At 64.4% G+C, this 23,568-nt stretch carries 23 protein-coding genes; 3 read left to right on the top strand and 20 right to left on the bottom strand.

Going from position 1 to position 23,568, the window contains the following annotated elements; translation table 11 throughout:
• Positions 1–203: 203 nt before the first annotated feature.
• A complete protein-coding gene (locus QCE83_RS05895) occupies positions 204–1,136 on the top strand; it encodes a LysR substrate-binding domain-containing protein (protein ID WP_061124662.1) in 933 nt (310 codons plus the stop codon).
• Positions 1,137–1,172: 36 nt separating this feature from the next.
• Here the strand turns inward: QCE83_RS05895 and QCE83_RS05890 are convergent, their stop codons facing one another.
• Positions 1,173–2,534, bottom strand: coding sequence for an 8-oxoguanine deaminase (locus QCE83_RS05890; protein WP_309808123.1), 1,362 nt, complete (start codon positions 2,532–2,534; stop codon positions 1,173–1,175).
• Positions 2,535–2,992: 458 nt separating this feature from the next.
• On the opposite strand from QCE83_RS05890, the gene uraH reads away from it, so the two are divergent.
• Positions 2,993–3,346, top strand: a complete 354-nt coding sequence (gene uraH, locus QCE83_RS05885) for a hydroxyisourate hydrolase (RefSeq protein WP_309808122.1) — start codon at positions 2,993–2,995, stop codon at positions 3,344–3,346.
• A gap of 86 nt (positions 3,347–3,432) precedes the next feature.
• Positions 3,433–4,626 (top strand): urate hydroxylase PuuD, encoded by a 1,194-nt coding sequence (locus tag QCE83_RS05880; protein ID WP_309808121.1) that lies wholly within the window; start codon positions 3,433–3,435, stop codon positions 4,624–4,626.
• Positions 4,627–4,725: 99 nt separating this feature from the next.
• Here the strand turns inward: QCE83_RS05880 and QCE83_RS05875 are convergent, their stop codons facing one another.
• The 19 genes from QCE83_RS05875 to thpR all read right to left on the bottom strand — a co-directional run bounded on the left by QCE83_RS05875 (position 4,726) and on the right by thpR (position 23,524).
• Entirely contained in the window at positions 4,726–6,600 is a 1,875-nt protein-coding gene (locus tag QCE83_RS05875) for a hypothetical protein (protein ID WP_309808120.1), read from the bottom strand.
• Between the two features lie 223 nt (positions 6,601–6,823).
• Positions 6,824–7,828 (bottom strand): low-specificity L-threonine aldolase, encoded by a 1,005-nt coding sequence (gene ltaE, locus QCE83_RS05870; RefSeq protein ID WP_309808119.1) that lies wholly within the window; start codon positions 7,826–7,828, stop codon positions 6,824–6,826.
• 105 nt (positions 7,829–7,933) lie between these two features.
• A complete protein-coding gene (locus QCE83_RS05865; protein WP_309808118.1) occupies positions 7,934–8,437 on the bottom strand; it encodes an ureidoglycolate lyase in 504 nt (167 codons plus the stop codon).
• Complete coding sequence (gene alc, locus QCE83_RS05860; protein WP_309808116.1) at positions 8,434–9,447, bottom strand: allantoicase; 1,014 nt, start codon at positions 9,445–9,447, stop codon at positions 8,434–8,436. Before alc ends, QCE83_RS05865 begins: the two co-directional genes overlap by 4 nt.
• A gap of 40 nt (positions 9,448–9,487) precedes the next feature.
• Positions 9,488–10,009 (bottom strand): 2-oxo-4-hydroxy-4-carboxy-5-ureidoimidazoline decarboxylase, encoded by a 522-nt coding sequence (gene uraD, locus QCE83_RS05855; protein ID WP_309808115.1) that lies wholly within the window; start codon positions 10,007–10,009, stop codon positions 9,488–9,490.
• Positions 10,006–10,956, bottom strand: a complete 951-nt coding sequence (gene puuE / locus QCE83_RS05850) for an allantoinase PuuE (RefSeq protein WP_309808114.1) — start codon at positions 10,954–10,956, stop codon at positions 10,006–10,008. The genes uraD and puuE overlap by 4 nt, the downstream gene beginning before the upstream one ends.
• A gap of 146 nt (positions 10,957–11,102) precedes the next feature.
• Entirely contained in the window at positions 11,103–11,837 is a 735-nt protein-coding gene (locus tag QCE83_RS05845) for an aspartate/glutamate racemase family protein (protein WP_309808113.1), read from the bottom strand.
• A gap of 57 nt (positions 11,838–11,894) precedes the next feature.
• The gene (locus tag QCE83_RS05840; protein ID WP_309808112.1) at positions 11,895–13,388 is read right to left on the bottom strand and encodes an NCS1 family nucleobase:cation symporter-1; all 1,494 of its coding nucleotides are present in this window, start codon (positions 13,386–13,388) and stop codon (positions 11,895–11,897) included.
• A 335-nt stretch (positions 13,389–13,723) separates the two neighbouring features.
• Entirely contained in the window at positions 13,724–14,479 is a 756-nt protein-coding gene (locus tag QCE83_RS05835; protein WP_309808110.1) for a GntR family transcriptional regulator, read from the bottom strand.
• A gap of 302 nt (positions 14,480–14,781) precedes the next feature.
• On the bottom strand, positions 14,782–15,702 hold the full coding sequence (gene ldcA / locus QCE83_RS05830) for a muramoyltetrapeptide carboxypeptidase (protein ID WP_309808109.1): 921 nt from the start codon (positions 15,700–15,702) through the stop codon (positions 14,782–14,784).
• Positions 15,699–16,325, bottom strand: coding sequence for a tRNA adenosine(34) deaminase TadA (gene tadA / locus QCE83_RS05825; protein WP_404984187.1), 627 nt, complete (start codon positions 16,323–16,325; stop codon positions 15,699–15,701). Before tadA ends, ldcA begins: the two co-directional genes overlap by 4 nt.
• Positions 16,322–16,714, bottom strand: a complete 393-nt coding sequence (locus tag QCE83_RS05820; protein ID WP_309811490.1) for a DUF1992 domain-containing protein — start codon at positions 16,712–16,714, stop codon at positions 16,322–16,324. The genes tadA and QCE83_RS05820 overlap by 4 nt, the downstream gene beginning before the upstream one ends.
• Positions 16,715–16,995: 281 nt before the next feature.
• Complete coding sequence (locus QCE83_RS05815; RefSeq protein ID WP_309808108.1) at positions 16,996–17,754, bottom strand: ABC transporter ATP-binding protein; 759 nt, start codon at positions 17,752–17,754, stop codon at positions 16,996–16,998.
• Entirely contained in the window at positions 17,751–18,623 is an 873-nt protein-coding gene (locus tag QCE83_RS05810) for an ABC transporter ATP-binding protein (protein ID WP_309808107.1), read from the bottom strand. The genes QCE83_RS05815 and QCE83_RS05810 overlap by 4 nt, the downstream gene beginning before the upstream one ends.
• 1 nt (position 18,624) lies before the next feature.
• Entirely contained in the window at positions 18,625–19,536 is a 912-nt protein-coding gene (nikC, locus tag QCE83_RS05805; RefSeq protein ID WP_309808106.1) for a nickel transporter permease, read from the bottom strand.
• Positions 19,537–19,581: 45 nt separating this feature from the next.
• On the bottom strand, positions 19,582–20,622 hold the full coding sequence (locus tag QCE83_RS05800) for an ABC transporter permease (protein WP_309811488.1): 1,041 nt from the start codon (positions 20,620–20,622) through the stop codon (positions 19,582–19,584).
• A gap of 35 nt (positions 20,623–20,657) precedes the next feature.
• The gene (locus tag QCE83_RS05795; protein WP_309808105.1) at positions 20,658–22,250 is read right to left on the bottom strand and encodes an ABC transporter substrate-binding protein; all 1,593 of its coding nucleotides are present in this window, start codon (positions 22,248–22,250) and stop codon (positions 20,658–20,660) included.
• A gap of 35 nt (positions 22,251–22,285) precedes the next feature.
• Entirely contained in the window at positions 22,286–22,849 is a 564-nt protein-coding gene (gene ddpX / locus QCE83_RS05790) for a D-alanyl-D-alanine dipeptidase (RefSeq protein WP_309808104.1), read from the bottom strand.
• 111 nt (positions 22,850–22,960) lie between these two features.
• Positions 22,961–23,524: an RNA 2',3'-cyclic phosphodiesterase gene (gene thpR, locus QCE83_RS05785; protein ID WP_309808103.1), complete on the bottom strand. Its 564-nt coding sequence runs from the start codon at positions 23,522–23,524 to the stop codon at positions 22,961–22,963.
• Positions 23,525–23,568 lie beyond the last annotated feature (44 nt).

Below are 23,568 nucleotides of genomic sequence, written 5' to 3'. Positions count from 1 at the left end.
CGACAAATGGACGTCACGCAAATCGGGCCGCGGGCAGAATGTACAGAATTCGGGTCTCCAAGTCGATCACTCAAAATAACGCGCCAAATCACGCGCAGTCAGGTTTTGCGGGTAAGCCACACCTTGACGAAATTTTTGCTACATATTAAAAATGATATGGACAACCCCTGCTTATATCAGGCAGAACGTATAGTGGAGATAACATGAGTCAGCAACGCGAGGCGATCGATACTTACTTATTGCGCGTCTTGCACACTCTGCTGATGGAACGCAGCGTGACCCGCGCGGCCGTCAAGCTCAACCAGTCGCAACCGGCCATCAGTGCAGCGCTGCGCCGCCTGCGCGACATCACCGGCGACCCGCTGCTGGTACGCGGCAAGTCCGGCATGGTGCCCACCGAATACGGCCTGCGCCTCCTCGAACCCACCCAGAACGCCTTGCGCGAAATCGAGCGCATCAAGGTGCAGCAGCACAACTTCGACCCGTCGACGTCGGTCCGGTGTTATCGCATCGGCTGCCCCGATTATCTCAACGTGCTGTTCGTGCCGACGGTCGTCGAACGCTTTCGCCAGGCCGCGCCCGACGCCACGCTCGAATTTCATTCGCTCGGCCCGGCGTTCGACTACGAACTTGCATTGGAAGACGGCAAGCTCGACATCGTCGTCGGCAACTGGCCGGAACCGCCCGAGCAACTGCACCTGTCCAATCTGTTCGTCGACAAGATCGTCTGTCTCGTCAGCAATACGCATCCCTTCGCCAAGCGCGGCGGCCTGACGCTCGACCAGTACCTGAACGCCCCGCATCTTGCGCCGACGCCCTATTCCGTCGGCCAGCGCGGCGCGATCGACGTGCATCTGGCGCGCGAGCGGCTCAAGCGCCATGTGGTCGTGACGCTGCCGTACTTCAATCTCGCGCCTTACGTGCTGATCAAGTCGGACCTCGTGTTCACGACGACGCGACTCTTCGCGGATCATTACGCGCGCTTCCTGCCGCTGGCCGTCGTGCCCGCGCCGCTGGATTTCCCGCCGATGCAGTACTACCAGCTGTGGCACGAGCGCTGCCATTACTCCGATGAAGTCCGCTGGCTGCGCGGGCTGGTCGCGGAGGCGACGCGCTCGCTGATCGATCAGCCGTGATGCCGCACGGGGCGCCTTCGGGCGCCCCGCTGCTTTTTACGCGTGGTTCGCCAGCTCGCCCGCCAGACGGTTGTGCCGTTCGACGACCGCGCCGAGATCGAGCGTCGTCAGGCGGCCGTCCTTCACGACGACCTTGCCGTCGATCACGCTCGTCGATACCTGCGACGGCGCGCAGAACACCAGCGCCGCCACCGGATCGTGCAGCGCGCCCGCGAACGCCGTCTGCGCCAGGTCGAACGACACGAAGTCCGCCGCCATGCCGGGCGCGAGTGCGCCGATGTCGTCGCGATTCAGCACCTTCGCGCCGCCGAGCGTCGCGATTTCGAGCGCCTCGCGCGCGGTCATCGCTTCGGGGCCGAAGCCCACGCGCTGCAAGAGCAAGGCCTGGCGCACTTCCGCGACCATCTGCGCGCCGTCGTTCGACGCGGAGCCGTCCACGCCGAGCCCCACCGGCACGCCGGCATCGCGCATGGCGCGAATCGGCGCGATGCCGGAGGCCAGCCGCATGTTCGAGCACGGGCAATGCGCGACGCCGGTGCCGGTGCGCGCAAACAGTTCGATGCCCGCGCGGTCCAGCTGCACGCAGTGCGCGTGCCATACGTCATGGCCAACCCACCCGAGATCCTCCGCGTATTCGGCGGGCGTCATGCCGAATTTCTCACGGCTGTAGGCGACGTCGTTGACGTTTTCGGCCAGATGGGTGTGCAGCGAGACACCGTGTTCGCGCGCGAGCAGCGCGGCATCGCGCATCAATTCGCGGCTCACGGAGAACGGCGAGCACGGCGCCACGACGACGCGCAGCATCGCATAGCGGCCGGCGTCGTGATACGTCTCGATGAGGCGCTGCGTGTCCTTCAGGATCGCGTCTTCCTTTTCGACGACGGAATCGGGCGGCAAACCGCCGTCCTTCTGCCCGACGCTCATGCTGCCGCGCGCCGCATGAAAGCGCATGCCGATCTCGTGCGCGGCCGCGATGCTGTCGTCGAGCCGGCTGCCGTTCGGGTAGATATAAAGATGATCGCTGGACGTCGTGCAGCCGGAGAGCAGCAGCTCAGCCATCGCGGTCTGGGTGGAGACGTGGATCATCTCCGGCGTGAGATGCGCCCAGATCTTGTAGAGGTTCGTGAGCCAGCCGAACAGCTCGGCGTTCTGCGCGGCGGGAATGGCGCGCGTCAGGCTCTGGTACATGTGATGGTGCGTGTTGACGAGGCCCGGGATCACGAGCTGGCCGCGCATGTCGAGGATGTCGTCGGCAGTGGACGGCAGTTCGCTCGTCGGGCCAACCGCGACAATGCGGTTGCCTTCGATGAACAGTCCGCCGTCAGCGATTTCGCGGCGCTGCGCGTCCATCGTGACGAGCATGTGGGCGTTTTTGACCAGCAGGGTTCTGGCTTGCATCGATTGTTTCTCCTTAAAACGGCGTTGAGGTCCGGTTGAGCCCCGGTTACCCAGCGTCGGTCGCCGTCTTCGGGACGCGGCACAGTATCCAGATATCGTGCGCGCACTGCCACTGTCCGCAGCCAAAAAATCGGACGCAATCAGACGCCCGTCATGGTCGTCCTCAGCCCGCCGATATATTCCTGATTTTTGGCGCGGTTAGCATCGCCGGGAGACCCGGCAGATGCGCGCGAGGGCTGTTCGGACCGCGCTCATGCGTTGGGCATTATCTTTCCTATCGCGGGCGCACAGCGCGCGGCGACTTCCTACAATGCTGTACACGGCGCGCATCCGAAACGCCGACGGGTATGTAGCCACTGACGTGGAGCCTCGATCCGCCGCACACGCACCCCGCCCCGGGGACGCGGAATTTCGGATCAGCGCTCCGCCAGATCTCGCATAACTCAAGGAAACTGCGAATGGGCAAGCTCACTACCCACGTCCTCGACACCGCGCACGGCCGCCCGGGCGCGCATCTTCAGGTCGAACTGTTCGCGCTCGACGGCGACACGCGCCGCGCGCTCAAGACCATCCACACCAACGACGACGGCCGCGCCGATGCGCCGCTGCTCGAAGGCGCCGAATTCCGCATCGGCGAATATGAACTCGTGTTTCATGCCGGCGATTACTTCGCGAAGCTGGGGGTGAAAGTGCCCGAACCGCGCTTCGTCGACCGCGTGGTGCTGCGTTTCGGCATCGCGGACGCGGCGTCGCACTATCACGTGCCGCTGCTGGTTTCGCCGTGGGCGTACAGCACGTATCGCGGCAGCTGAACACGCCTAAGGACAATGACTTCGCGCCCTGCCCCTGGTCCCCTCGCAGATGGCGCGCATAAAACAAATCGGTAGTGGAGGAGTACATGGAAGGCTTTGTCACCGACTGGCTCAATCTCGTATTGCGCTGTCTGCACGTCATCGTGGCGATCGCCTGGATCGGCGAATCGTTCTACTTCGTCGCCCTGGATAACAGCCTGAAACCGCCGACCGACCCGAACGCGCGCCGTCGCGGCGTGTTCGGCGACTTCTGGCACGTACACGGCGGCGGTTTCTATCACATGCAGAAGTATTCCGTCGCGCCGCAGGACATGCCGGAGAACCTGCACTGGTCGTTCTGGCCGTCGTACACGACGTGGATGTCCGGCTTCGGCCTCTTCTTCGTGCTGTATCTGCTGTCGCCGTCGACGTATCTGATCGACAAGAGCGTGCTGGACATGGGTCCGGTGGTTGCGGTGTCGGCGGCGCTGGGCTTCCTGATGGCCGGCTGGATCGTGTATGACACGCTGTGCCGCCTGCTCGGCACCAACGACAAGCTGCTCGGCATCTGCGTGGGCGTGTATGTGCTGGTGGCGGCGTTCATCGCGTGCCACGTGTTCGCGGGCCGTGCCGCCTACCTGATCACCGGCGCGATGATCGCGACCATCATGTCGGCGAACGTGTTCTTCGTGATCATTCCGGGGCAGCGCAAGATGGTCGCCGCGATGCTCAAGGGCGAAACGCCGAATGCCATCTACGGCAAGCGCGGCAAGCAGCGCTCGGTGCACAACACGTATTTCACGCTGCCGGTGGTGTTCGCGATGCTGTCGAACCACTATGCGATGACCTACACGCACAAGTTCAACTGGCTGATCCTGGTGCTGATCATGCTGGCCGGCGCGCTGATCCGCCAGTTCTTCGTGATGCGTCATCGCGGCCAGGTGCTGTGGTACATGCCGGTCGCGGGACTGGTGCTGGTGCTGGGCGCGTTTGCGTGGACCATGCCCGCGCCGACGATGCCCGTCGCGCAGGCCGCCGGTGCGCCGACGATCAAGGTCGCAGATATCCAGCCGATCATTCAGCAGCGCTGCGCGACGTGTCATTCCGCGCATCCGACGATGATGGGCAGTGCTCCGGCGGGTGTGTTGCTGGATACGCCGGCGGAGATCAAGCAGAACGCGCAGCGTGTGAATCAGCAGGCGGTGACGCTTAAGGCGATGCCTTTGGGGAACGTCACGCAGATGACCGATGCCGAGCGGCAGAAGGTGGCGGCTTGGTTTGCTGGAGGGGCGGTGGAGTAAGGTGGTGCCCGAGTTCCTCCAGGAACCCCGCAGCGCGCGTGCGTTGTGGGGTTTTTACTTGAGTGCGCAGACCGCACAGTACATTGCGTCCCTGCCCTGTCACGCGGTGGAAGCGGAAAGCGCATCCTTGTTTTTCAGCATGCCCGTGAGAACCGCGCTCTCGCTGTTCGCCAATTCGCCGATCATCTGGCGATAGGCGTGCTCCTGACGATCGAAAAATTCCTTTGGGCCACGCAACGTCGGATGGCGATGCAGCGCCTCCAGGAACGTCGACAGGACAGTCTTCAGATAGAACTCGAGATTCGCGCAGAGCAAGGTTGCGTCGACCATGCGTTGCGCGCTGTGAACGATGTCGCATCGCGCCCGGTAGATGCGCTGCACATGCCAGCGTACGCGTCGCTCGTGACTCGTCAGCGCCGCCGAGAGCCTGGCGCAATCCGTCGCTATTCCTAGGAACCGGCGCGTCCGGTGCCAGATGAACGGACGCGATGAGCACACTCTTTCGATCTCGTTCCGGCACCCCATGTCCTTCAGAAGCCTGTTGATCTCCGACAATCCGATGTGTTTGAGTTCGATCCGGCGCCCGTCGGCGTCACGCAGCTCGATCTTCAATGCGACAAGGATGGCTCGCAACGCTGACAGATGTTTGGGCAAATAGGAAAGCGTGACGGTCGGCGCAAGGGCATGCTCGACGCCAGCACCAATGCCGCTGCCAGTGGAGCCGCTCCCCTTGGCAAGAAATTCGACCGCGGTCCACCAGTTGACCAGCTTGTTTTCGAAGTTCGGGGTGTCGGCGCCGATTCGATAGAGGCGAAAAGCCGAGTAAATCCGGTCCTTGGCGTCGGACGACAACGTGTCGCTACTGGCGAGCGCTTGCAGCCGGCGCATGAAATCATCCAGCTGCGTTGCACTGAGCACCGAATCCGGATTAGGCACCGTGCCGGCCAGCTGCAGGAGCATGTGCTTGTCGCGCTTCTCTACGAGAAAGCTGTCTGCCAACTGCACGTTCTTGCGTTCATAGTCGTATCGGACGACATCAAGGACCTGCCCGATCCGATCACTGGCAATCGTTCCCGCAATCCGGCCGTCCTGCGCCGATACCGTCATGGTCGCGAACAGTCTCCCTCCACCAGGCTGCGCATAGCGCTTGACGAAACTGCTCGAATCGGCCCCGAGATCAGGTGCCGAAGATCCGAACTCGATGTCGCCGACCCGCTCCGGGAACTGATCAGGTTTGCTGACGTTGCTGATCGCAAAAGTGACGCGATAGGGCTTCGGCGCTGCGCTCAGCCGCTCGCATACCGCGACCAAGGCCGAGTCGAAATCGTAAGCGGGCGTACCGTTCCGATCCTTGAGCGTCGGCACGAGCACCAGGCGATAAAGCATGAAGAGCGACTCGATGCTCCATCCCTGGTTAATCGAGGTGCTGAGCAGCAGGTCGAGCACGCTTTCGATTTTCTGGAGTTTCGCGGCAATCACGTCCAGGCCACCTTCATCATCCGTCACGGCGAGTTCTCGGCGCAGCCATGCGATGCTCATCGGCACATAGTGCTGTTCGAGAGCGTATTCGAGCTCCCTTCCGAAGGCGTCGATGAGCGAGCGCTGGCGCGCCAGTGCCTGCCCCCAGCTCTTGCTCGCCTCGCTTTCACTCATCTGTTCGAAATGCTTCGGCCTCGCGCCGCTCAGAAGCGCAAGCAGATGTCCGTGACTTGGCGCAAATGCGTCATCCTCTAGGACGGCCGACTCCGAAAGAATGTGAACCGCCTCTGCCGCCACCCGACCGATATCGCTGTCGCCGGCGTGCTCGGCGCTTGTCATCTTGAGCAATTCGCGAAGCACGTTCAACGGGTTCATCGCCCGCACGCGGAAGGCGTCAAGGGACGCTTCGTGTACGAGATTGAACCAGCACTCGCAGAAAAAATTCTGCTGAAGAGTCAGCCGATGAGCGGGATCGATCCTGAAGTCGAGACGCATCGAAGTTGCCATGACAGAAGAAAACGGCTATTCTAGCGACGCAGTTGGATGATTTTTCTCCAACATCCCAAAAAAGGGGTCTGGGTGTGCTGGACTGGACGTTGTTCCGCAGTATTCTCCGCCCCGCCTCTTTAACAGCCCGCCGCGCGCGGGCTGTTTCTTTTCTGGCCATCACTGGCCGATGACCCGCCGCGTCGGCAAGCGGCGGGGGCCGTTAAACACCTCACCGCGCAAAGTACCCCTTGACCGCCTGAATCACCGTATCGATGTCGTCCCGCGACACATCCCGATGCGTCACAAACCGCGACGCATACAGCATCTGCATCAGAATGCCCCGCTCCTTCAGATACGCCTCCAACGAAGCACAATGCGCTTCAGGAATCTGCGCGAACACCATGTTCGTAGCCTGCGACAGCACCTTGATCGGCTCGATCTGCGCGAGCCCTGCGGCGAGGCGCTCGGCGTTCTCGTGATCCCGCGCGAGCCCTTCGACATGATGGTCCAGCGCATGCAGACAAGCGGCCGCGAGCAACCCCGCTTGCCGCATCCCGCCGCCCAGCACCTTGCGCCAGCGGCCCGCCACGTCCAGCAACGCACGCGGCCCCACCAGCACCGAGCCGACCGGCGCACCGAGCCCCTTCGAAAAACAGATCGACACACTGTCGAACGGCGCGCAGATGTCCGCAATCGGCTTGCCCGACGCCACCGCCGCATTGAATGCGCGCGCGCCGTCCAGATGCGCCGACAGACCGCGAGCGCGTGCAAGATGCGTCGCCTCGTCGACATACGACGCCGGCAGCACCTTCCCGCCGATGGTGTTCTCGAGCGCGAGCAGCTTCGTGCGCGCGAAGTGATTGTCGATCGGCTTGATGGCCGCCGCGATCTTGTCGAGCGGCAGCGAGCCGTCCGCCGCGTTCTCGATGGGTTGCGGCTGGATGCTGCCCAGCACCGCGGCGCCGCCGCCTTCGTACTTGTAGGTATGCGCCGCCTGCCCGACGATGTACTCGTCGCCGCGCGCGCAATGCGCCATCAGTGCCGCGAGATTGCTTTGCGTGCCGCTCGGAAAGAACAGTCCGGCTTCCTTGCCGGTGCGTTCGGCGAGCGTCGCCTGGAGCTTGAGGACGGTAGGATCGTCGCCCCAGACGTCGTCGCCGACTTCGGCCGCCGACATCGCGGCGAGCATGGCCTGACTGGGACGGGTAACGGTATCGCTGCGCAGATCGATCATCGTGTGTGGGTCGTCGGGGAAATGAGCCGCCTATCTTAACGCCCCAAAACAAAAAGGACCGGCGCGACTGCAACCGGTCCTTCCCTGCTCACACGCAGACGCGTCTCAGCGCATCGCTTCTTCAGTCAGCCACAACGACTCTCTCAGGTCCTGCTCGTTGAGGTTATGCCCTTCGCCGCCGCCACGATCGACGACGATGTAATCGCTCACCTTGTCCAGCGCAAGCAACGGGTGATGCCATACGCCCTTCGCGTAGTTGACGCCCTGCCAGCCGCGCGTGACGAAAGCGCGAATCTTCGTTTCGTCGAGATCGCCCGCGGGCGCGACGACCACCAGAGTCGGCCGGTCATCCAGCGGAATGAACGCCTGGCTGCCGAACGGATGCCGTTCCAGCATCCTGCATTCGAACGGCAGCGCGCGCGGCTGCCCGCGAAAGAGATTGACGATCGCGTGACCGCCGCCGTCCGTCACATCGACACGGCACAGATCGTGGAAGCGGATCGTCGTGCCGAGGTTGATCGGGATCTGCTTCGCGCCATCGAGCTCGATGACATCGCCGAACGGCTCGAATGCAGCGCGCGTCAACGGTTCGATGACGAGTTTCTTCATGATGCCAGGGTTCCGAAAAGACGCAGGCGCGACACGCCACCGTCAGGGAAAATGTTGAAGCGCACGTGCGTCACCGGACCGAGCGCTTCGAGCTCGGATTCGAAGAAATGCTGCTTGTCCATCTGCAGCTTCTGTTCGCCGAGCAGGACCGGCCAGAACATCGCCTGCGTGACGAGCGAGCTGTCCGTGCCGCCCTTCACATACGCCGCCTGGAGCGAGCAACGGTCGGGATAGTTGCCCTTGAAGTGCGCGGTATCCACTTCCACTTTCTTGATGATGCCCGGTTGCGCCAGCGCGACGATGCACCAGTCGTTGCCCGGTTCGCGGCGGCGGCGCGTTTCCCAGCCGTCGCCCATGTTGACGCCGCGGCCCGGCATCAGCAGCGTCGAGGCCAAGCCAAAGTGCTGGTTGTTGGTGCCGACCAGATAGGCGCCGTTTTCCATCGCGCCGAGATCGACCAGCGTGTTGCGGTCCGCACGGCTCCAGTCGAGCTGCGGCTGGCCATAGACGCGCAGCCGCGCGATGCCGCCGTCCGGATAGATGTTCACGCGCAGATGCGTGAACGGCTGCTCCGTCTTCACGTCCAGATAGTGATGGTTGTTGCCCTGCAAGGTCGTGGACGGCACGATCTCGGTCCACTGCGTCGACTGGTTCGGCGCGCCTTCGATCACATGCGCGCCCTCGATCGATGCCGCCGGCGGGAAGTTGCCGGTGAAGTGGCTCGTATCGAGATCGATGCCCTTGATCACGCCCGGCCGCGCCAGCTTGACGATGCACCAGTCATAGCCGGTCGAACGCTTGCGGCGGGTTTCCCAGCCGTCCATCCACTTGCCGTGATCGTCGAACTTGCCGGGAATGAACACGGCCGGCTCGGGATTCAGCATGCGCTCCTTCGGCGCGAAGAAATCGTCGCTCGCCTCGAGTGCCTGCGCGCCCAGACGCGGATCCGCCAGGTTCACATGGCGGCGCGTGAATTCGGGTGCGTTGGGATCGAGTGTCGGAATAGCCATTTATCAAGTCCTTGTCGTGGAGCGTGGCGGTGAAGGCGGATCAAGCCTGGATCAGGTCGTTCAGCCTGAAACGGGCGATCCGGTAGATCTGGTCGAGGCTCGTGCGCAGCTCTTCGGCGCGATCGTGATTCACGCGCTGCTCGAAGTTTGCGATGATGCCGTGCCGGTCATAGCCGCGCACCGCGAGGATGAACGGAAAGCCGAACTTCTCGCGATAGCGCGTATTGAGTGATTGCAGCCTGTCGAATTCTTCCTGCGTGCACAGGTCGAGGCCCGCGCCGCTTTGCTCGCGCGTGGACTCGGCGGTCAGTTCGCCGCGCACCGCCGCCTTGCCTGCGAGTTCCGGGTGGGCGTTGATCAGCGCGAGTTGCTTCTCTTCGCCCGCTGTCTCGACGATGCGCGACATCGCCGCATGCAGCGTGTCGATGTCCTTGAAGGGACGCTGCCGCGCCGCCGCTTCCGGCACCCACGGCGAATGTTCGAAGATGCCGGCGAGCACCGTCACGAAGGTGTCGGCGGGCATGGAATTGAGTTGGTCGAGTGAGTAGTGCATCGCCTTCATGCCGCCGTCCCGTTGCTGGATTGATCGAAAGGATGGTGCTCGCGCCAGTGCCGCGCGATGTCCACGCGCCGCGTGACCCACACGCGGTCGTGCTGCTCGATGTGATCGAGGAACTTCTGCAGACCGCGGAAGCGGCCCGGACGCCCCAGCAGACGGCAATGCATGCCGATCGAGAGCATCTTCGGCGCTTCGTCGCCCTCGGCGTACAGCACGTCGAACGCGTCCTTCAGATAGGTGAAGAAGTGATCGCCGGTATTGAAGCCTTGCGGCGTCGCAAAGCGCATGTCGTTGGTGTCGAGCGTGTACGGCAGGATCAGATGCGGTTTCTTCTCGCCGCCCGTCACTTCCACTTCGGTCCAGAACGGCAGGTCGTCGCCGTAGTTGTCGGAGTCATAGAGGAAGCCGCCGTATTCCGCCACCAGCCGGTGCGTGTTGGGGCTGTCGCGGCCGGTGTACCAGCCGAGCGGCCGCACGCCGGTCACGCGTTCGATCGCTTCCATGCCGAGGCGCATGTGTTCCGCCTCGCGCTCCGCCGACATGTCCTGATAGTGAATCCAGCGATAGCCATGGCACGCAATCTCATGTCCCAGTTCGACGAACGCCTTCGCCAGTTCCGGATGACGTTCGATGGCCATGCCAACGCCAAAAATGGTGAGCGGCAAACCGCGCTTCTCGAACTCGCGCAGGATGCGCCACACGCCCGCGCGCGAGCCGTATTCGTAGATCGACTCCATGCTCATGTGACGCGACGGATACGACGCCGCGCCGACGATCTCCGACAGGAACTGCTCCGAGCCCGGATCGCCGTGCAGCACGCAGTTCTCGCCGCCTTCCTCGTAATTGAGCACGAATTGCACGGCGATGCGTGCATTCCCCGGCCAGTTGGCCTGGACCGGGTGGCGGCCGTAGCCGATCAGGTCGCGTGGATAGTTCGGATCGTGTGACATGGCTGGGCGTTCGCAGTCTGGCGTTGAAAAAGCGGGATTGTTGACGATTCAGTGTAGCCAAAAGACCCGGACGCGCCCATACATCAGGGCAGATAATCCGGGTCACGCCAGCGGTATGTGGAACCCGCCGGCGCGCCGGTGCAGGCTCAGCGCGGACTGAAATCGGCCAGCACGCCGTCGTAGCGCTTCGCCAGCGGCCGCGCGTAGTCACCGCGCTTGGCGGTGTGCAGTTTCAGCGCGACGAGCGCCTCGGTCCATTTCACGGCCGCCGTGACGCCCTCCACGACCGGCGCGCCCACCGCGTCCTCCACTTCGCGGCAGAACTCCGCCATGCCCGCGCAGCCGAGCACGATGGCGTCCGAGCCGTCCTCGTCGAGCGCACGCCGGCATTCGTCGATGATCGTTTGCCGCGCCGACGAGCCCGGTTCGTCCAGTTCGAGCACGGCGACGTCGGTGGCGCGAACGTTCTTGCAGAAGCGCGACATGCCGTAGCGCTCCGCCAGATGCCACGCCATGCCGACGGTGCGCTGCAAGGTCGTCACCACCGAGAAGCCCGGCGCGATCACGCTCGCCGCGTGCATCGCGGCCTCCGCGATGCCGATCACCGGTCCACGCGCCAGTTCGCGCGCTGCGTACAGGGCGGGATCGCCGAAACAGGCGATCACGTAGCCGTCGAAACCCTGCTTCTCTCCTGCCTCGATCTCGGCCAGCAGGCCGAGCGAGGCCACCGCTTCGTCGTAATAGCCTTCGATCGACGGCGGGCCCATCGTCGGGCTTACCGCCACGATCTCCGTGCCGGGCGCGGCCACCTGCCGGGCGCAGTGGCCCATGGCGTCGGTCATGCGCTGCGTCGTGTTGGGGTTGATCAGTTTGATGCGCATTGCGGTTCTCCACGTACTGCTTCGAAAAGGCTCTCAGGTTCTTGTCGGTTCACGGCATCAGACCGGATGCTTGCGGTCCGCGAGGAAGTAATAGAACACCGCGCCCAGGCCCGCACCGATGAACCACGAGAAGTTCGCAGCGCCTTCGAGCGACGGCAGCATCACGCACAGGATCGCGATCACCGCGGCCGGCAGCAGCGCCATCACCGCACGGCGGTTCACGCCCTTTGTGTACCAGTAGCGGCCTTCCTCGGAAACGGTGTAGAGATCGTCGACGGCGAGCTTGCCGCGCTTGACCATGTAGAAGTCGAGAATCAGCACGCCGTACAGCGGTCCGATGAAGCTGCCCAGGATATCCAGCGTGTAATGGATCACGGCCGGGTTGTTGAACAGGTTCCACGGCGTGATGAAGATCGACGCGGTCGCCGCGAGCATGCCGCCCATGCGCCAGCTGATGAGCTTCGGCGCGACATTCGAGAAGTCGAAGGCCGGCGAAACGAAGTTCGCGACGATGTTGATGCCGATGGTGGCGATCGTGAAGGTCAGCGCGCCGAGGATCACGGCGGTCGGATGATCGATGCGGCCGACGGTTTCCACCGGATCGGTGATCAGCTGGCCGAACACCGGCAAGGTGGCCGCGGTGGTGATGACTGTCACCAGCGAGAACGCCAGGAAGTTGACGGGCAGTCCCCAGAAATTGCCGCGCTTGACGCTGCGGAAGCTCTTGCCGTAGCGCGAGAAGTCGCCGAAGTTGAGCATCGGGCCGGAGAAGTACGACACGACCAGCGAGATCGCGGTGATCATCACCGGGATCACTTCCATGCCGTGATACTTCACGCCGCCGAGGTTCAGGCCGATGTTCCTGATGCCGGCGCGCCACACCATGTAGCCGGCGAGCATGAACATGACCACGTAGACGGCGGGACCGGCGAAGTCGATGAACTTCTTGATCATCTCCATGCCGCGCCAGAACACGACGGCCTGCAGCACCCACAGCAGCATGAAGCCCGCCCAGCCGAGCGCGGAGAGCCCGACGAAGCCGTACTTGTGGACATCGGCATAAGGCATCAGCGAAGGCACGAACTTCAGCACCACGATCACCAGTGCGCTCGAGGCGAGATAGGTCTGGATGCCGTACCACGCCACCGCAATGAGGCCGCGGATCACGGCCGGAATGTTAGCGCCGAGCACGCCGAAGGTAGCGCGGCACGCGACCGGATACGGCACGCCCGCGACCTGGCTCGGCTTCGCGATCAGGTTGCACAGCACATTGACGAAGCCGATGCCGATCAACAGCGACACCAGCACCTGCCAGCTCGTCAGGCCGAGCGCGAACAGACTGCCGGCGAACACGTAGCCGCCGACGCTGTGCACGTCGGACATCCAGAAAGCAAAGATGTTGTAGGCGCCCCAGGTCTGGTTCTTGAGCGGGGCGAGGTCTTCGTTGTAGAGGCGGTCGCTGTAACCGGCGGGCATGTCCGGATCGTGTCCGGGTGCCTGCTCTTCGTATTGCGGCAGGGCTGAGCTGCCTGATGCACTGAACTGGGCCATGACGTCTCCTTCATTGGCTGCTTGCGTGATGAATGACTGCAGATTCCCGAAAGACCCTGTTGGGCCGGATACCTTCGCTGTCGTCCTTTCCTGTCCGGCGCAGCGCGATACTCTTTGGATTTGCGTTTGCGCCGCCGGGCGTGAAGCCGAGAGCGCCCGAGGCGTGTGCCTCGGCGCCCGCCCGGCGGCGGTTGTTCATCTGCCGCTCATGTGCTGCTCAAGTGCTGCTCATGTGAGCGTGCGGTTCAATGCAACGCGCATTGCGTTTTCGACGCATGCGACTGGCCGCGCGCCCGGTGTCTGACGGGGCGCGGTGTGAATGGATCGTGTGGTTCCTACGTGTCGGACGGCGTGTCGCGTCCGGCGGGCCTTGCGAAAACTTCTCTCAGATCGACCGCGCCGCGCGCCGGCCGCTCCAGCATCTTCAGTTCGACATCGCGCAGATGCCGGGCCATCAATTCGGCGGCCTCGGGTGCACGACCTGCGTCGAGCGCGGCGAGGATGGCTTCGTGATCCTCGAACGAACACGAACTCTTGCCGAGTGACTCATACAGCGCCGAGATCAGCGTCGAGCGTGCGACCAGACCGGCGAGACAGTCGCACAGCACCGTGTTGCCGGTGAGCGCCGCGAGCTCCGTATGGAACTCGCCGGACAGCCGGATCCACGACGAAAAATCGTGGCTTTCGAATGCGCGGCGTTCCCGTCCGATCGTCGCGCTGATCGACTTGAGTCGGCGCGTGCCATGCCCTTGCGCGATCCGCTCGACGACCGCCAGCTCGATGATGCGGCGCATCTCGAATACTTCATGCACTTCCTGCAGCGACGGACTCGCGACGAAGGCGCCGCGGTTCGGCTCCAGATCGACGAGCCGTTCGTTCGCCAGTTGCGCGAGCGCCTGGCGCACCGTGCCGCGCTTCACCGCGAAGACTTCGCATAGTTGCGCCTCGGTCAGCTTGGCGCCCGGCGCAAGACGATGTTCGAGGATCGCGTCGCGGATGTTCTCGGCGATCGACTCGGCATTCGCCGCGCCCGGGTTGCCGGGGGCGCTCGACAAGGCATTCAGTGCGGCAGTGGCTTGGGCGTCGGACATGATGTGCTCGCTTGCATGTTGACCATCTTAGAAGCGACATAATGATTGTCAACAATCAATTTCGACTGATTGCTGCGAATCGGCTGTTTTCAGCGGCTCATGCAGGCCGAGAGGCCGTATTTAAGGGCCTCTCGGCCAATTACCTCAGTTTTTGTCAGCATTGCACGCACGTTTTTGTCGACAATCCATCGCGTGAAACGGCGGCGCCCGTAACGGCGTGCGAAGCGAAATTCGGCGGTTAGTTGCCCGTGATGGCGAAAAAAAAGCGCCTTTCGGCGCCTTTTGCGATTTCGCATCGAGCCTCAACTGAGGTGCGGATAGTCGGACAGCTTCAGCGTGAATCCGCGCGGCTCGGCGACGAGATGCGCCGTCGCACCGAAAGGCAGCGTCAGCAAATTCTCGACGTGCCCGAACTGCAGGCCCGTGATCACTGGAACGCCCGTCACCGTGCGCACCTGCTCGATCATGGCGTCGAGGGAATAGCCGTTGTCGTAGTCGGAGAGTCGTCCACCCGAGAACTCGCCCATCACGATCGCCTGCTGACGCCCGAGCACGCCCGCCTGATGCAGCTGATAGATCATCCGTTCGATGCGAAAAGGATGCTCGTTGACGTCTTCGACGAACAGAATCCCGCCTTCGACCGGCGGCAGATAAGGCGTACCCACCAGCGACGCCAGGATCGCCAGATTGCCGCCCCACAGCATGCCGGTGGCATCGACAGACTCACGCTGCGGCACGTTGCTCCGTACCGTGAACTCCGCGTGCGAGATCGCGTTCCAGAAGTGCTGCATCGTGAAGGCGCTCAGGTTCTCGGCGCCGAAATCGCCTGCGAACATCGGCCCGCCGAAACTCTTCACGCCTGCATGCGCGTAGAGCGCGCACTGGATCGCCGTGAAATCGCTGTGACCGACGATTGCCACCGGCTGGTCCGCCAGACGCCGCAGGCCGAGATAATCGAGCCCGTGCAAAAGACGCGTCGCGCCATAGCCGCCGCGCACGGCCAGCACGATGTCGGGCAGCGGACGCGCCGGATCGGCGAGACGGTTCAGATCCGCCGCGCGTTCCGCATCCGTGCCGCCGAAACGCTGGAAGCGCCGGCGCGTCGCCTCGGCGTTCTCCAGCCGATGCCCTTCCCTGCGCAGACGCGTGAGACCACGCTCGACCGCAGCGGGATCGCTCGGATAACCGGAGGGCGCAACAAGCTCGATAGTGCGTGTTTTCACGGTGTTGTCGTTGGATTCTTGATCGTTGCGGAAGAAGGAACGCCCGCGCCCGACGCAGCGGCGGCTTCCCGCGCGCGACGTACATCGCGTTCTTCCCGGGCAAGACGCCGGCGTTCGGCAAAGAAATTCTTCAGCGCGTGGCCGCACTCGTCGGCAAGCACGCCGCCCGTCACCGACGTGTGGTGATTGAGCTGCGCGTTCGCGAACACGTCGACCACGCTGCCGCACGCGCCCGTTTTCGGATCAGTGGCGCCGTAGACGACGCGTGCAATGCGCGCATGCATGATCGCGCCCGAGCACATCAAACAGGGCTCGAGCGTCACATAGAGTTCGCAGCCCGGCAACCGGTAATTCTCGAGCTTCTGCGCAGCGGCGCGCAGCGCGACCATTTCGGCGTGCGCCGACGGATCGTGCGCGTGGATCGGATGGTTGAAGCCCCTGGCGATGACCTCATCGCCGAGCACGATGACGGCGCCCACCGGCACCTCGCCCGCGTGGCGAGCTTCGTCGGCGGCATGCTGCGCGAGCGCCATGAAACGGCGGTCGCGTTCGCTGGGGAAATCCGCAGCAGAAAGCGCTGCGGGCAAGTCGCCGGGAGGCGGTGCGTCGGGAGTTACGGTCACTTCGGCGGTTGCGCCGCGCGGGACAGCGCGCGCTCCGAGAGCCGTTCGGCGATACGCCGGCGATACTCGTGCGGCACGCAACCGCCGCCGCGCAACGATTCGAGGGCCATGTCGAGGGCGAGCATCTTGGCTTGCAGCTGGCAGCGGGCGGCGGGATCCGTCACGCGGTCGAACTCCTCCTGGAGGCCGCGCAGGGCCCGGAGCTGCTCGACGGCAGGCGGGACAAAGCCCGCATTCTTGAGAATTCGATTGGCGACGCGCACTTCCTCGGGCACGAGGACGTCGTCTGCGAACTGGAGCGGAGCGCCCGCGCCCGGCAAGTCGTTGAACTCGCCACGTGCGGCGGCTTCATTGATCCGCTGTTCGACCAAAGCATCTAGCAATTTCATCGGGGATTTCGACCGGCTGGCGCCCGTCTGGGGCGGGCGCGGTCTGTCACGATTTGCGTTGGTTAGCCTGAAGTCGGAGGGCAGCCGGAAGACCAGATTCATGTGGTGTTCGGCACGTCTCGACAATCCAGTGCCTATTCTATCAGCGGGCGTGGAGCGGTTTTCGTCTGATGATGCGCGCTTTGTGGGCTAACACCGTATACAGGGCTTACTGACATCGATATGCGTCCTTTGCGCAACATGCGTTTGACCGCTTGGTGCCGGATATGCTTGTACGACGACTACGTTCGCGGCGCCCCTTCCGGACGGCGCGTGTAGCCTTCGGTGGCGGCGAGCAGGCGCCGCGTGTACTCATGTTCGACGCGGCGCGCACGTACCGCGTCCACGCCCACTTGCTCGACGATCTCGCCATTGCGCATCACGGCAATCCGGCTGCACAGGAAGCCGATGACCGACAGGTTGTGGCTGACGAGCACCATCGTGAGCTTGCGTTCCCGATGCAGCCGCCGCAGCAGATTCAGGATTTCGGCCTGAACGGACACGTCGAGCGCGGATGTGGGTTCATCGAGCAGCAGCACGCGCGGACCGACGATCAACGCACGCGCGATCGACACCCGCTGCCGCTGGCCGCCCGACAACTGATGCGGATAGCGAAACCTGAAGGCCGGCCCGAGCCCGACTTCGCCCAGCGCGGCGAGGATGCGCGCGTCCGGGTCGCCGATGCCGTGAATGGCGAGCGGCTCGCGCAAGGTCTTGTCGACAGTGAAGCGCGGATGCAGCGCGCCGTACGGATCCTGGAACACCATCTGCACGTCGCGGCGCGCGCGGCGCGGCGTCGTCTCGCCGCCAATGCGCATCGTGCCGCCCGCGAGCGGCACGAGACCGGCGAGGCCGCGCAGGAGCGTCGACTTGCCGCTGCCCGATTCCCCGACGAGCCCGAACACCTCGCCCTCTTCCACCTGCAAGGACACGTCGCGCACGGCGTCGACGTGGCCGGTGCGGGTGCTGAAGCGGATCAGCGCGCGGTCGATCCCGATCATCGCGCGGCTCCGACGTCAAAGGTTTCCGCGAGCCAGGCGGGATCGCGGCGCAAGGTCGGCAGTTCGTCGGGGGGATGATCGAGCGGCGGATGCGCAGCGAGCAGACCTTGCGTGTACGGATGCACGGCGTGGCGCAGATCGCGCGCCGCGCAGGTCTCGACGATGCGACCGCCGTACATCACCGCGACGCGGTCGCAGAACGACATCACCAGCGGCAGATCGTGACTGATGAACACGAGCCCGGTGTCGTGGCGTTCGATCATTTCGTCGAGCACGGCCAGCACCTGCATCGACACGAGGACGTCGAGCGCGCTCGTGGGCTCGTCGGCGATCAGGAGCCGCGGCCCCGCGCTCACCATCATCGCGATCATCACGCGCTGCCCCATGCCGCCCGACAGCTCGTGCGGATAGGCGTCGGCCACGCGCTGCGGATCGCGGATATGCACCGCCTCCAGCGCCGCGACGATGCGCTCGCGCAGCTGCCGCCGGCTCTCGCAGGGCGTCTGCCGGACGAAGGTCTCGCGCATCTGCTGGGCGACCGTCATCACCGGATTCAGCGAGTACTTTGGGTCCTGCAGGATCATGCTCATGCGCGTGCCGCACAGCCGGCGCCGTTCCTTGGGCCGCATCGCCAGCAGATCCTGTCCTTCGAAGCGCAGCGCGTCGGCGGACCAGTGCGCCTCGGGCGGCAGCAAGCCGAGCAGCGCGCGCCCGGTCAGCGACTTGCCCGAGCCCGATTCCCCGACGATGCCGAGCCGTTCGCCGCGTTGCACCGTCAGGGATACGCCGCGCACGGCGGGCGTGAGCGTGCCGTCGGTGGCGGTGAAGGCCACCTTCAGGCCGTCGATCCGTGCCAGCGGCTCATCCATGTCAGCCTCCATGACGGGGATCGAAGACGTCGCGCAGGCCGTCGCCGAGCAGGTTGAAGGCGAGGCTCACCGCGAGGATCGCGAGGCCGGGAATCGTCGCGACCCACCAGGCGTCCAGCAGCACGTTGCGGCCGGCGGCGACCATGTAACCCCATTCCGGACTCGGCGGCTGCGCGCCCAGCCCGAGAAAGCCGAGCCCCGCGACGGCGAGAATGATGCCGGCCATGTCGAGCGTGGCGCGCACGATCACCGACGACGAACACATCGGCACGATATAGCGCAGCACGATGCGCAGATGCGAGGCCCCTTGCAGGCGCGCCGCGTGGATATAGTCCGACTGCGCGAGCCGCAGCGACTCGGCGCGCGCGAGTCGCGCATACGGCGGCCACGCGGTGATCGAGAGCGCGATGACCGCATTCAGCACGCCAGGCCCGAGCGCCGCGGCGAAGGCCAGCGCCAGCACGATCTTCGGAAACGCGAGCGCGACGTCGGTGACGCGCATCAGCACCGTATCGACAATGCCGCCGCAATAACCCGCCACCGTACCGATCAGCAAGCCCACCGGCACGACGAGCACGACCACCAGCAGCGCGATCGCCAGCGTCAGGCGCGAGCCGTACACGAGCCGCGAGAGGATGTCGCGGCCGAGCTGATCGGTGCCGAACCAGTGCGCCGCGCCCGGCGGCGTCAGGCGTTCGGCGAGCGCTTGCGCCAACGGATCGCGCGTGACGGCGAGCGGCCCGAACGCGGCCATCAGCACGAGCACCAGCAGGATCGCGAGGCCAAGCATGCTGAGCGGATTCGACGCGAAACTCCGCCAGCGCCGGTACGCGCGCCCGAGCGACGCCTGACGCGCGGACGCGGGCGTGTCGGTGAGCAGCCAGGCGCGCCAGGCGCCACGTTCGCGTGTCATCGGCGTGCGTTCCGCGGGCGATTGCATCGGCGTGTGGGCTCCATGTCAGCGCGCGCGGGGATCGAAGACGCGATACAGCGCATCGGTCAGCAGATTGAGCGCGATGAAGGTCGCGCCGATCACGAGCGTGCTGCCGAGCACGGCGTTCATGTCGGCGTTGAGCAGCGCGCCCGTCAGATACGAGCCGATCCCCGGCCACGCGAACACGATCTCGGTCAGCACCGACCCTTCGAGCAGATAGCTGTAAGCGAGCGCGATCACCGTCAGCAGCGGCACCGCGATATTGCCGAAGGCGTGACGCCAGATCACGCGGCGCTCGGGCAGGCCCTTGGCGCGCGCCGTCGTCACGTATTCCTGGCTCAGTTGTTCGAGCATGAACGAGCGCGTCATGCGCGACAGATAGGCGATGGAATAGAACGCCAGCACGCCCGCCGGCAGCGCGATGTGCGAGAACGCGTTTTTGAAGACATCCCATTCGCCGGCGAGCAATGAATCGATCAGCAGGCTGCCGGTGCGGGTATCGACCATGCCGTCGTAGAGCGGATCGATGCGGCCCGGACCCGACACCCAATGCAGCCGCGCGTAGAACAGCAGCAGGCCCATCAGCGCGAGCCAGAACACCGGCACGGAACTGCCCGCGAGCCCGATCACACGCGCGACATGATCCACGATGCGGTTGTGACGCACCGCCGCCACAACGCCGAGCGGCACGCCGATCGCCACGCCGATGAAGGTCGACAGCGTCGCCAGTTCGAGGGTGGCGGGAAACACGCGTTTGATGTCGTCGATGACCGGATTCGCCGTCAGCAGCGAGATGCCGAGATGGCCGTGCAGCACGTCGCGCGCATAGATCAGGAATTGCTCGACGAGCGGCTTGTCGAGGCCCAGCTGCAGGCGCGCGGCCGCATAGGCGGTGGCGGACGCGCGGTCGCCGAGAATGGCCAGCACGGGGTCGATCGGAATCTTGCGGCCGATGAAAAACGTGATCGCCAGCAGCCCGGCGAAGGTGATGGCGAGCATCGCGAACCAGCGCAGCAGCGCCCACGCGAAGCGCACGCCGCCGCGCCGCGCGCCGGCGGCGCGCATGCGCTCGAAGAAGCTCACCGTGCGCACGGCGTCGCTCACTGCTTCCTGAGATTGCGATAGGACACGAGATCGTTGATCGGCCCGACTTCGAGGCCGGTCACGCCCGGACGCGCCGCCACCTGCGACACCTTCTGGAACATGATCACGAACGGCGACTTCGCCAGCACCTCGCGCTGCATTTTCTCGTACAGCTGCGCGCGCTTCTTCGTGTCGCTCTCGGCGAGCGCGGCGTCGGTTTCCTTGGTCAGCTGCGGGATGTCCCACGCGTTGCGCCATGCGAGCATCTTGTAGCTCGATGCATCCGAGTTGTCCGGGTTCCACACGAAGCCCTGCGCGTTGCTGTGCGGATCGATATAGTCCGCCGACCACTCGCCGATGTAGATGTCATGCGCCCGCGCGCGATAGCGTCCGAGCGTCTGCTTGTTGTCGCTCGGCACGAGCTGCACCTTGATGTTCGCGAGCGCGAGATTGGCCTGCACCGCCTGCGCGATCTCGCTGTACGGATAGTCGTTGCGCACGTCCATCTTCACGGTGAAGCCGTTCGCGAGACCGGCCTTCGCGAGCAGCGCCTTGGCCTTCGCGACATCCTGGTGATACGGGTTGTCGTTCAAGGCGCCGAGAAAGCCTTCGGGCAGGAAGGTCTCATGCACCTTGTAAGTGGTGCGGATCACGTTCTTCTGGATGCCCTGATAATCGATCAGCCATTTCATGGCTTCCCAGACTTCGGGCTTCGCGAGATTCGGGTTCTTGTTGTTGAGGCCGAGGTACATCAGCGTGGCCTGCGGCACGGCCGTCGCCTTGATGACGCCGGACTTCGACAGCGTGTCGAGGTCGTCGGGCGAGAGATCGCGGGCCACGTCGATGTCGGCGTTCTGGATCATCAGCCGCTGGCTCGCGGCTTCGGTCACGTGGCGCAGCACGATGCGCTTCATCGCGAGCGGCACGCGATAGCCCTCGAAACGCTGCAACACGATGCTGTCGTTCGCCGTCCACTTGACGAGCTTGTAGGCGCCCGAGCCGGCTTCGTTGGTCTTGAGCCATTCATTGCCGTAGTCGCTGCCCTTCGCGTGCGTTTCGAGCAGCTTGCGATCCACCACCGACGTCGGCCACGAACCGAGCACGTTCAGCACGAAGGTCGGCGCGTAGCGGCGGTCGGTCGTCACGGAGACGGTGGTGTCGTCCAGCTTCTTCACGTTCTGCAGCGCGTTCGCCTTCGTGAGCCCGATGCCCGCGAGCACCGCCGCCGCGCCCTTGTCGAGCAGCGCGGTGCGCTGGATCGACCAGGCTACGTCGTCGGCGGTGAGTGGATTGCCAGAGTGGAACTTGAGGCCCGGACGCAGCTTGAAGGTGAAAGTCAGGCCGTCGGGGCTCACGGTCCAGGATTCGGCGACATCGCCATTGAATTTCGACGGATCCTTCAGGTCCACGCGCACCAGCCGGTCATACGTGTTCGCGACGTATTCCTCCGGCACCAGCTCGTAGATCTCACCGGGATCGAGCGACGTGAATTCGTCGAGCAAGGTTGCCATGACGAACATGTCCTTCGGCGTGGCCGCGCCCGCCGGCTGCGTGCCGAAACCTGCCGTCAGCGCGGCCGCGAACGCGAGCGCCGTCAATGCCTTCTTCATCGGGTGTCGTCCTGTGGATCTTTTGAATGCCGCCATCACATGAGCCGCAGCGGGCCGCTGTCTTCGTTGTCGATCACCTCGAGTTCGCGCGAGCCCGGCAGTTCGTAATGCCACCACTCGCTCTTGATGTGCGTGAAGCCCGCGCCATGCATCACGCCCAGCAGCAAGGTGCGATTGCGCTGCACGTGCTCCGGCAGGCCCGCGTGGAAATGTTCGGACGCGGGCACCATCGCGTCGAAACCGGTGCCCATGTCGAGTTCCTGGCCGTCGCGATCGACGAGCGTCAGGTCCAGCGCCGTGCCGCGACTGTGGTTCGAGCCGCGTCCGAGTTCGGCGATGAAGGTCGGATCAGGCAGGAAGTCCCACAGCACCTTCTGGGCTTGCGGCGGCCGGTAGGCGTCGAAGATCCTGAGCGTCATGCCGATGCTGCGCGCGATCCCGACGGCCTTGCGCAACGCGGCTTCGGCGGGTTCCAGCAGCAGGCAGTGCTGGGCCTTGTAGATGGGCTTGCCGGTGAGGTTGCGATCGGTCGCGTAGACCAGATCGATCTGGACATGATGCGTATCGGGCGTGACGTGCAGCAGACGGTAACGAGTCATGTATTCGAGATCCGGGCGGAGCGCTGTTGCGTGCAGCTTGGGTATCGATACCCGAACCTTAACCCGTCAGAAAAATCTTCGAAAGCCTTTCCGTCCAATGGTTTTGCCGGATCAGCCTTCGAGCGGCCAGCGCGCGAGGACTTCGTGGCGCGACTGGCCGAGCAGGCTGCGCACCAGCGCGAATTCGCAAGCGCGCCAGGCGACCGGCGCGATGGCATGGGGCGGCACGCGCTGTTCGTCGTAGAGCAGGGTTACATGCGGCACGAATCGGGGATGACGCTTGACCGCGATACCGGCGTCAGCGAGCGCGGCGTGGAGGGTGTGTTCGAGAGCGTGAAGCGATGGGCTTGCATCGCCTGAAAGGACTAGCGGACGCTTCGCGCGACGGCTTGCAAAGCTTTCAATGCGGGCGAGCAGGACTTCAGCGGGCGGCAGCGCGATGCTTGAAGCAGCGGCTTGCGCCCGGGCGATCAGCTCGTCAGGAAGGCCCGCGAACGCGCCGAGATAGTGGAGAGTGACGTGGAGCCGCTCGGGCGGTATCGCCCTCGCCTTCACGCCGTACTGCGCGCGGAGTTGCGTGGACAAGCCGGCGAGACGCGCGGCCGCGGCTTCGTCCGGGAACACGGCGAAGAACAGCGAGTGGGCGGCAGAGGCGCTCACTTCCGGCCGTGACATGCGATCAGGGGCGGAAACAGGAAAATTTGAAGCATGTCGGCGGT

Origin of the sequence: Caballeronia sp. LZ034LL, assembly GCF_031451215.1 — a bacterium.
GTDB lineage: Bacteria > Pseudomonadota > Gammaproteobacteria > Burkholderiales > Burkholderiaceae > Caballeronia.
This window is presented reverse-complemented; position numbering and strand designations above follow the sequence as displayed.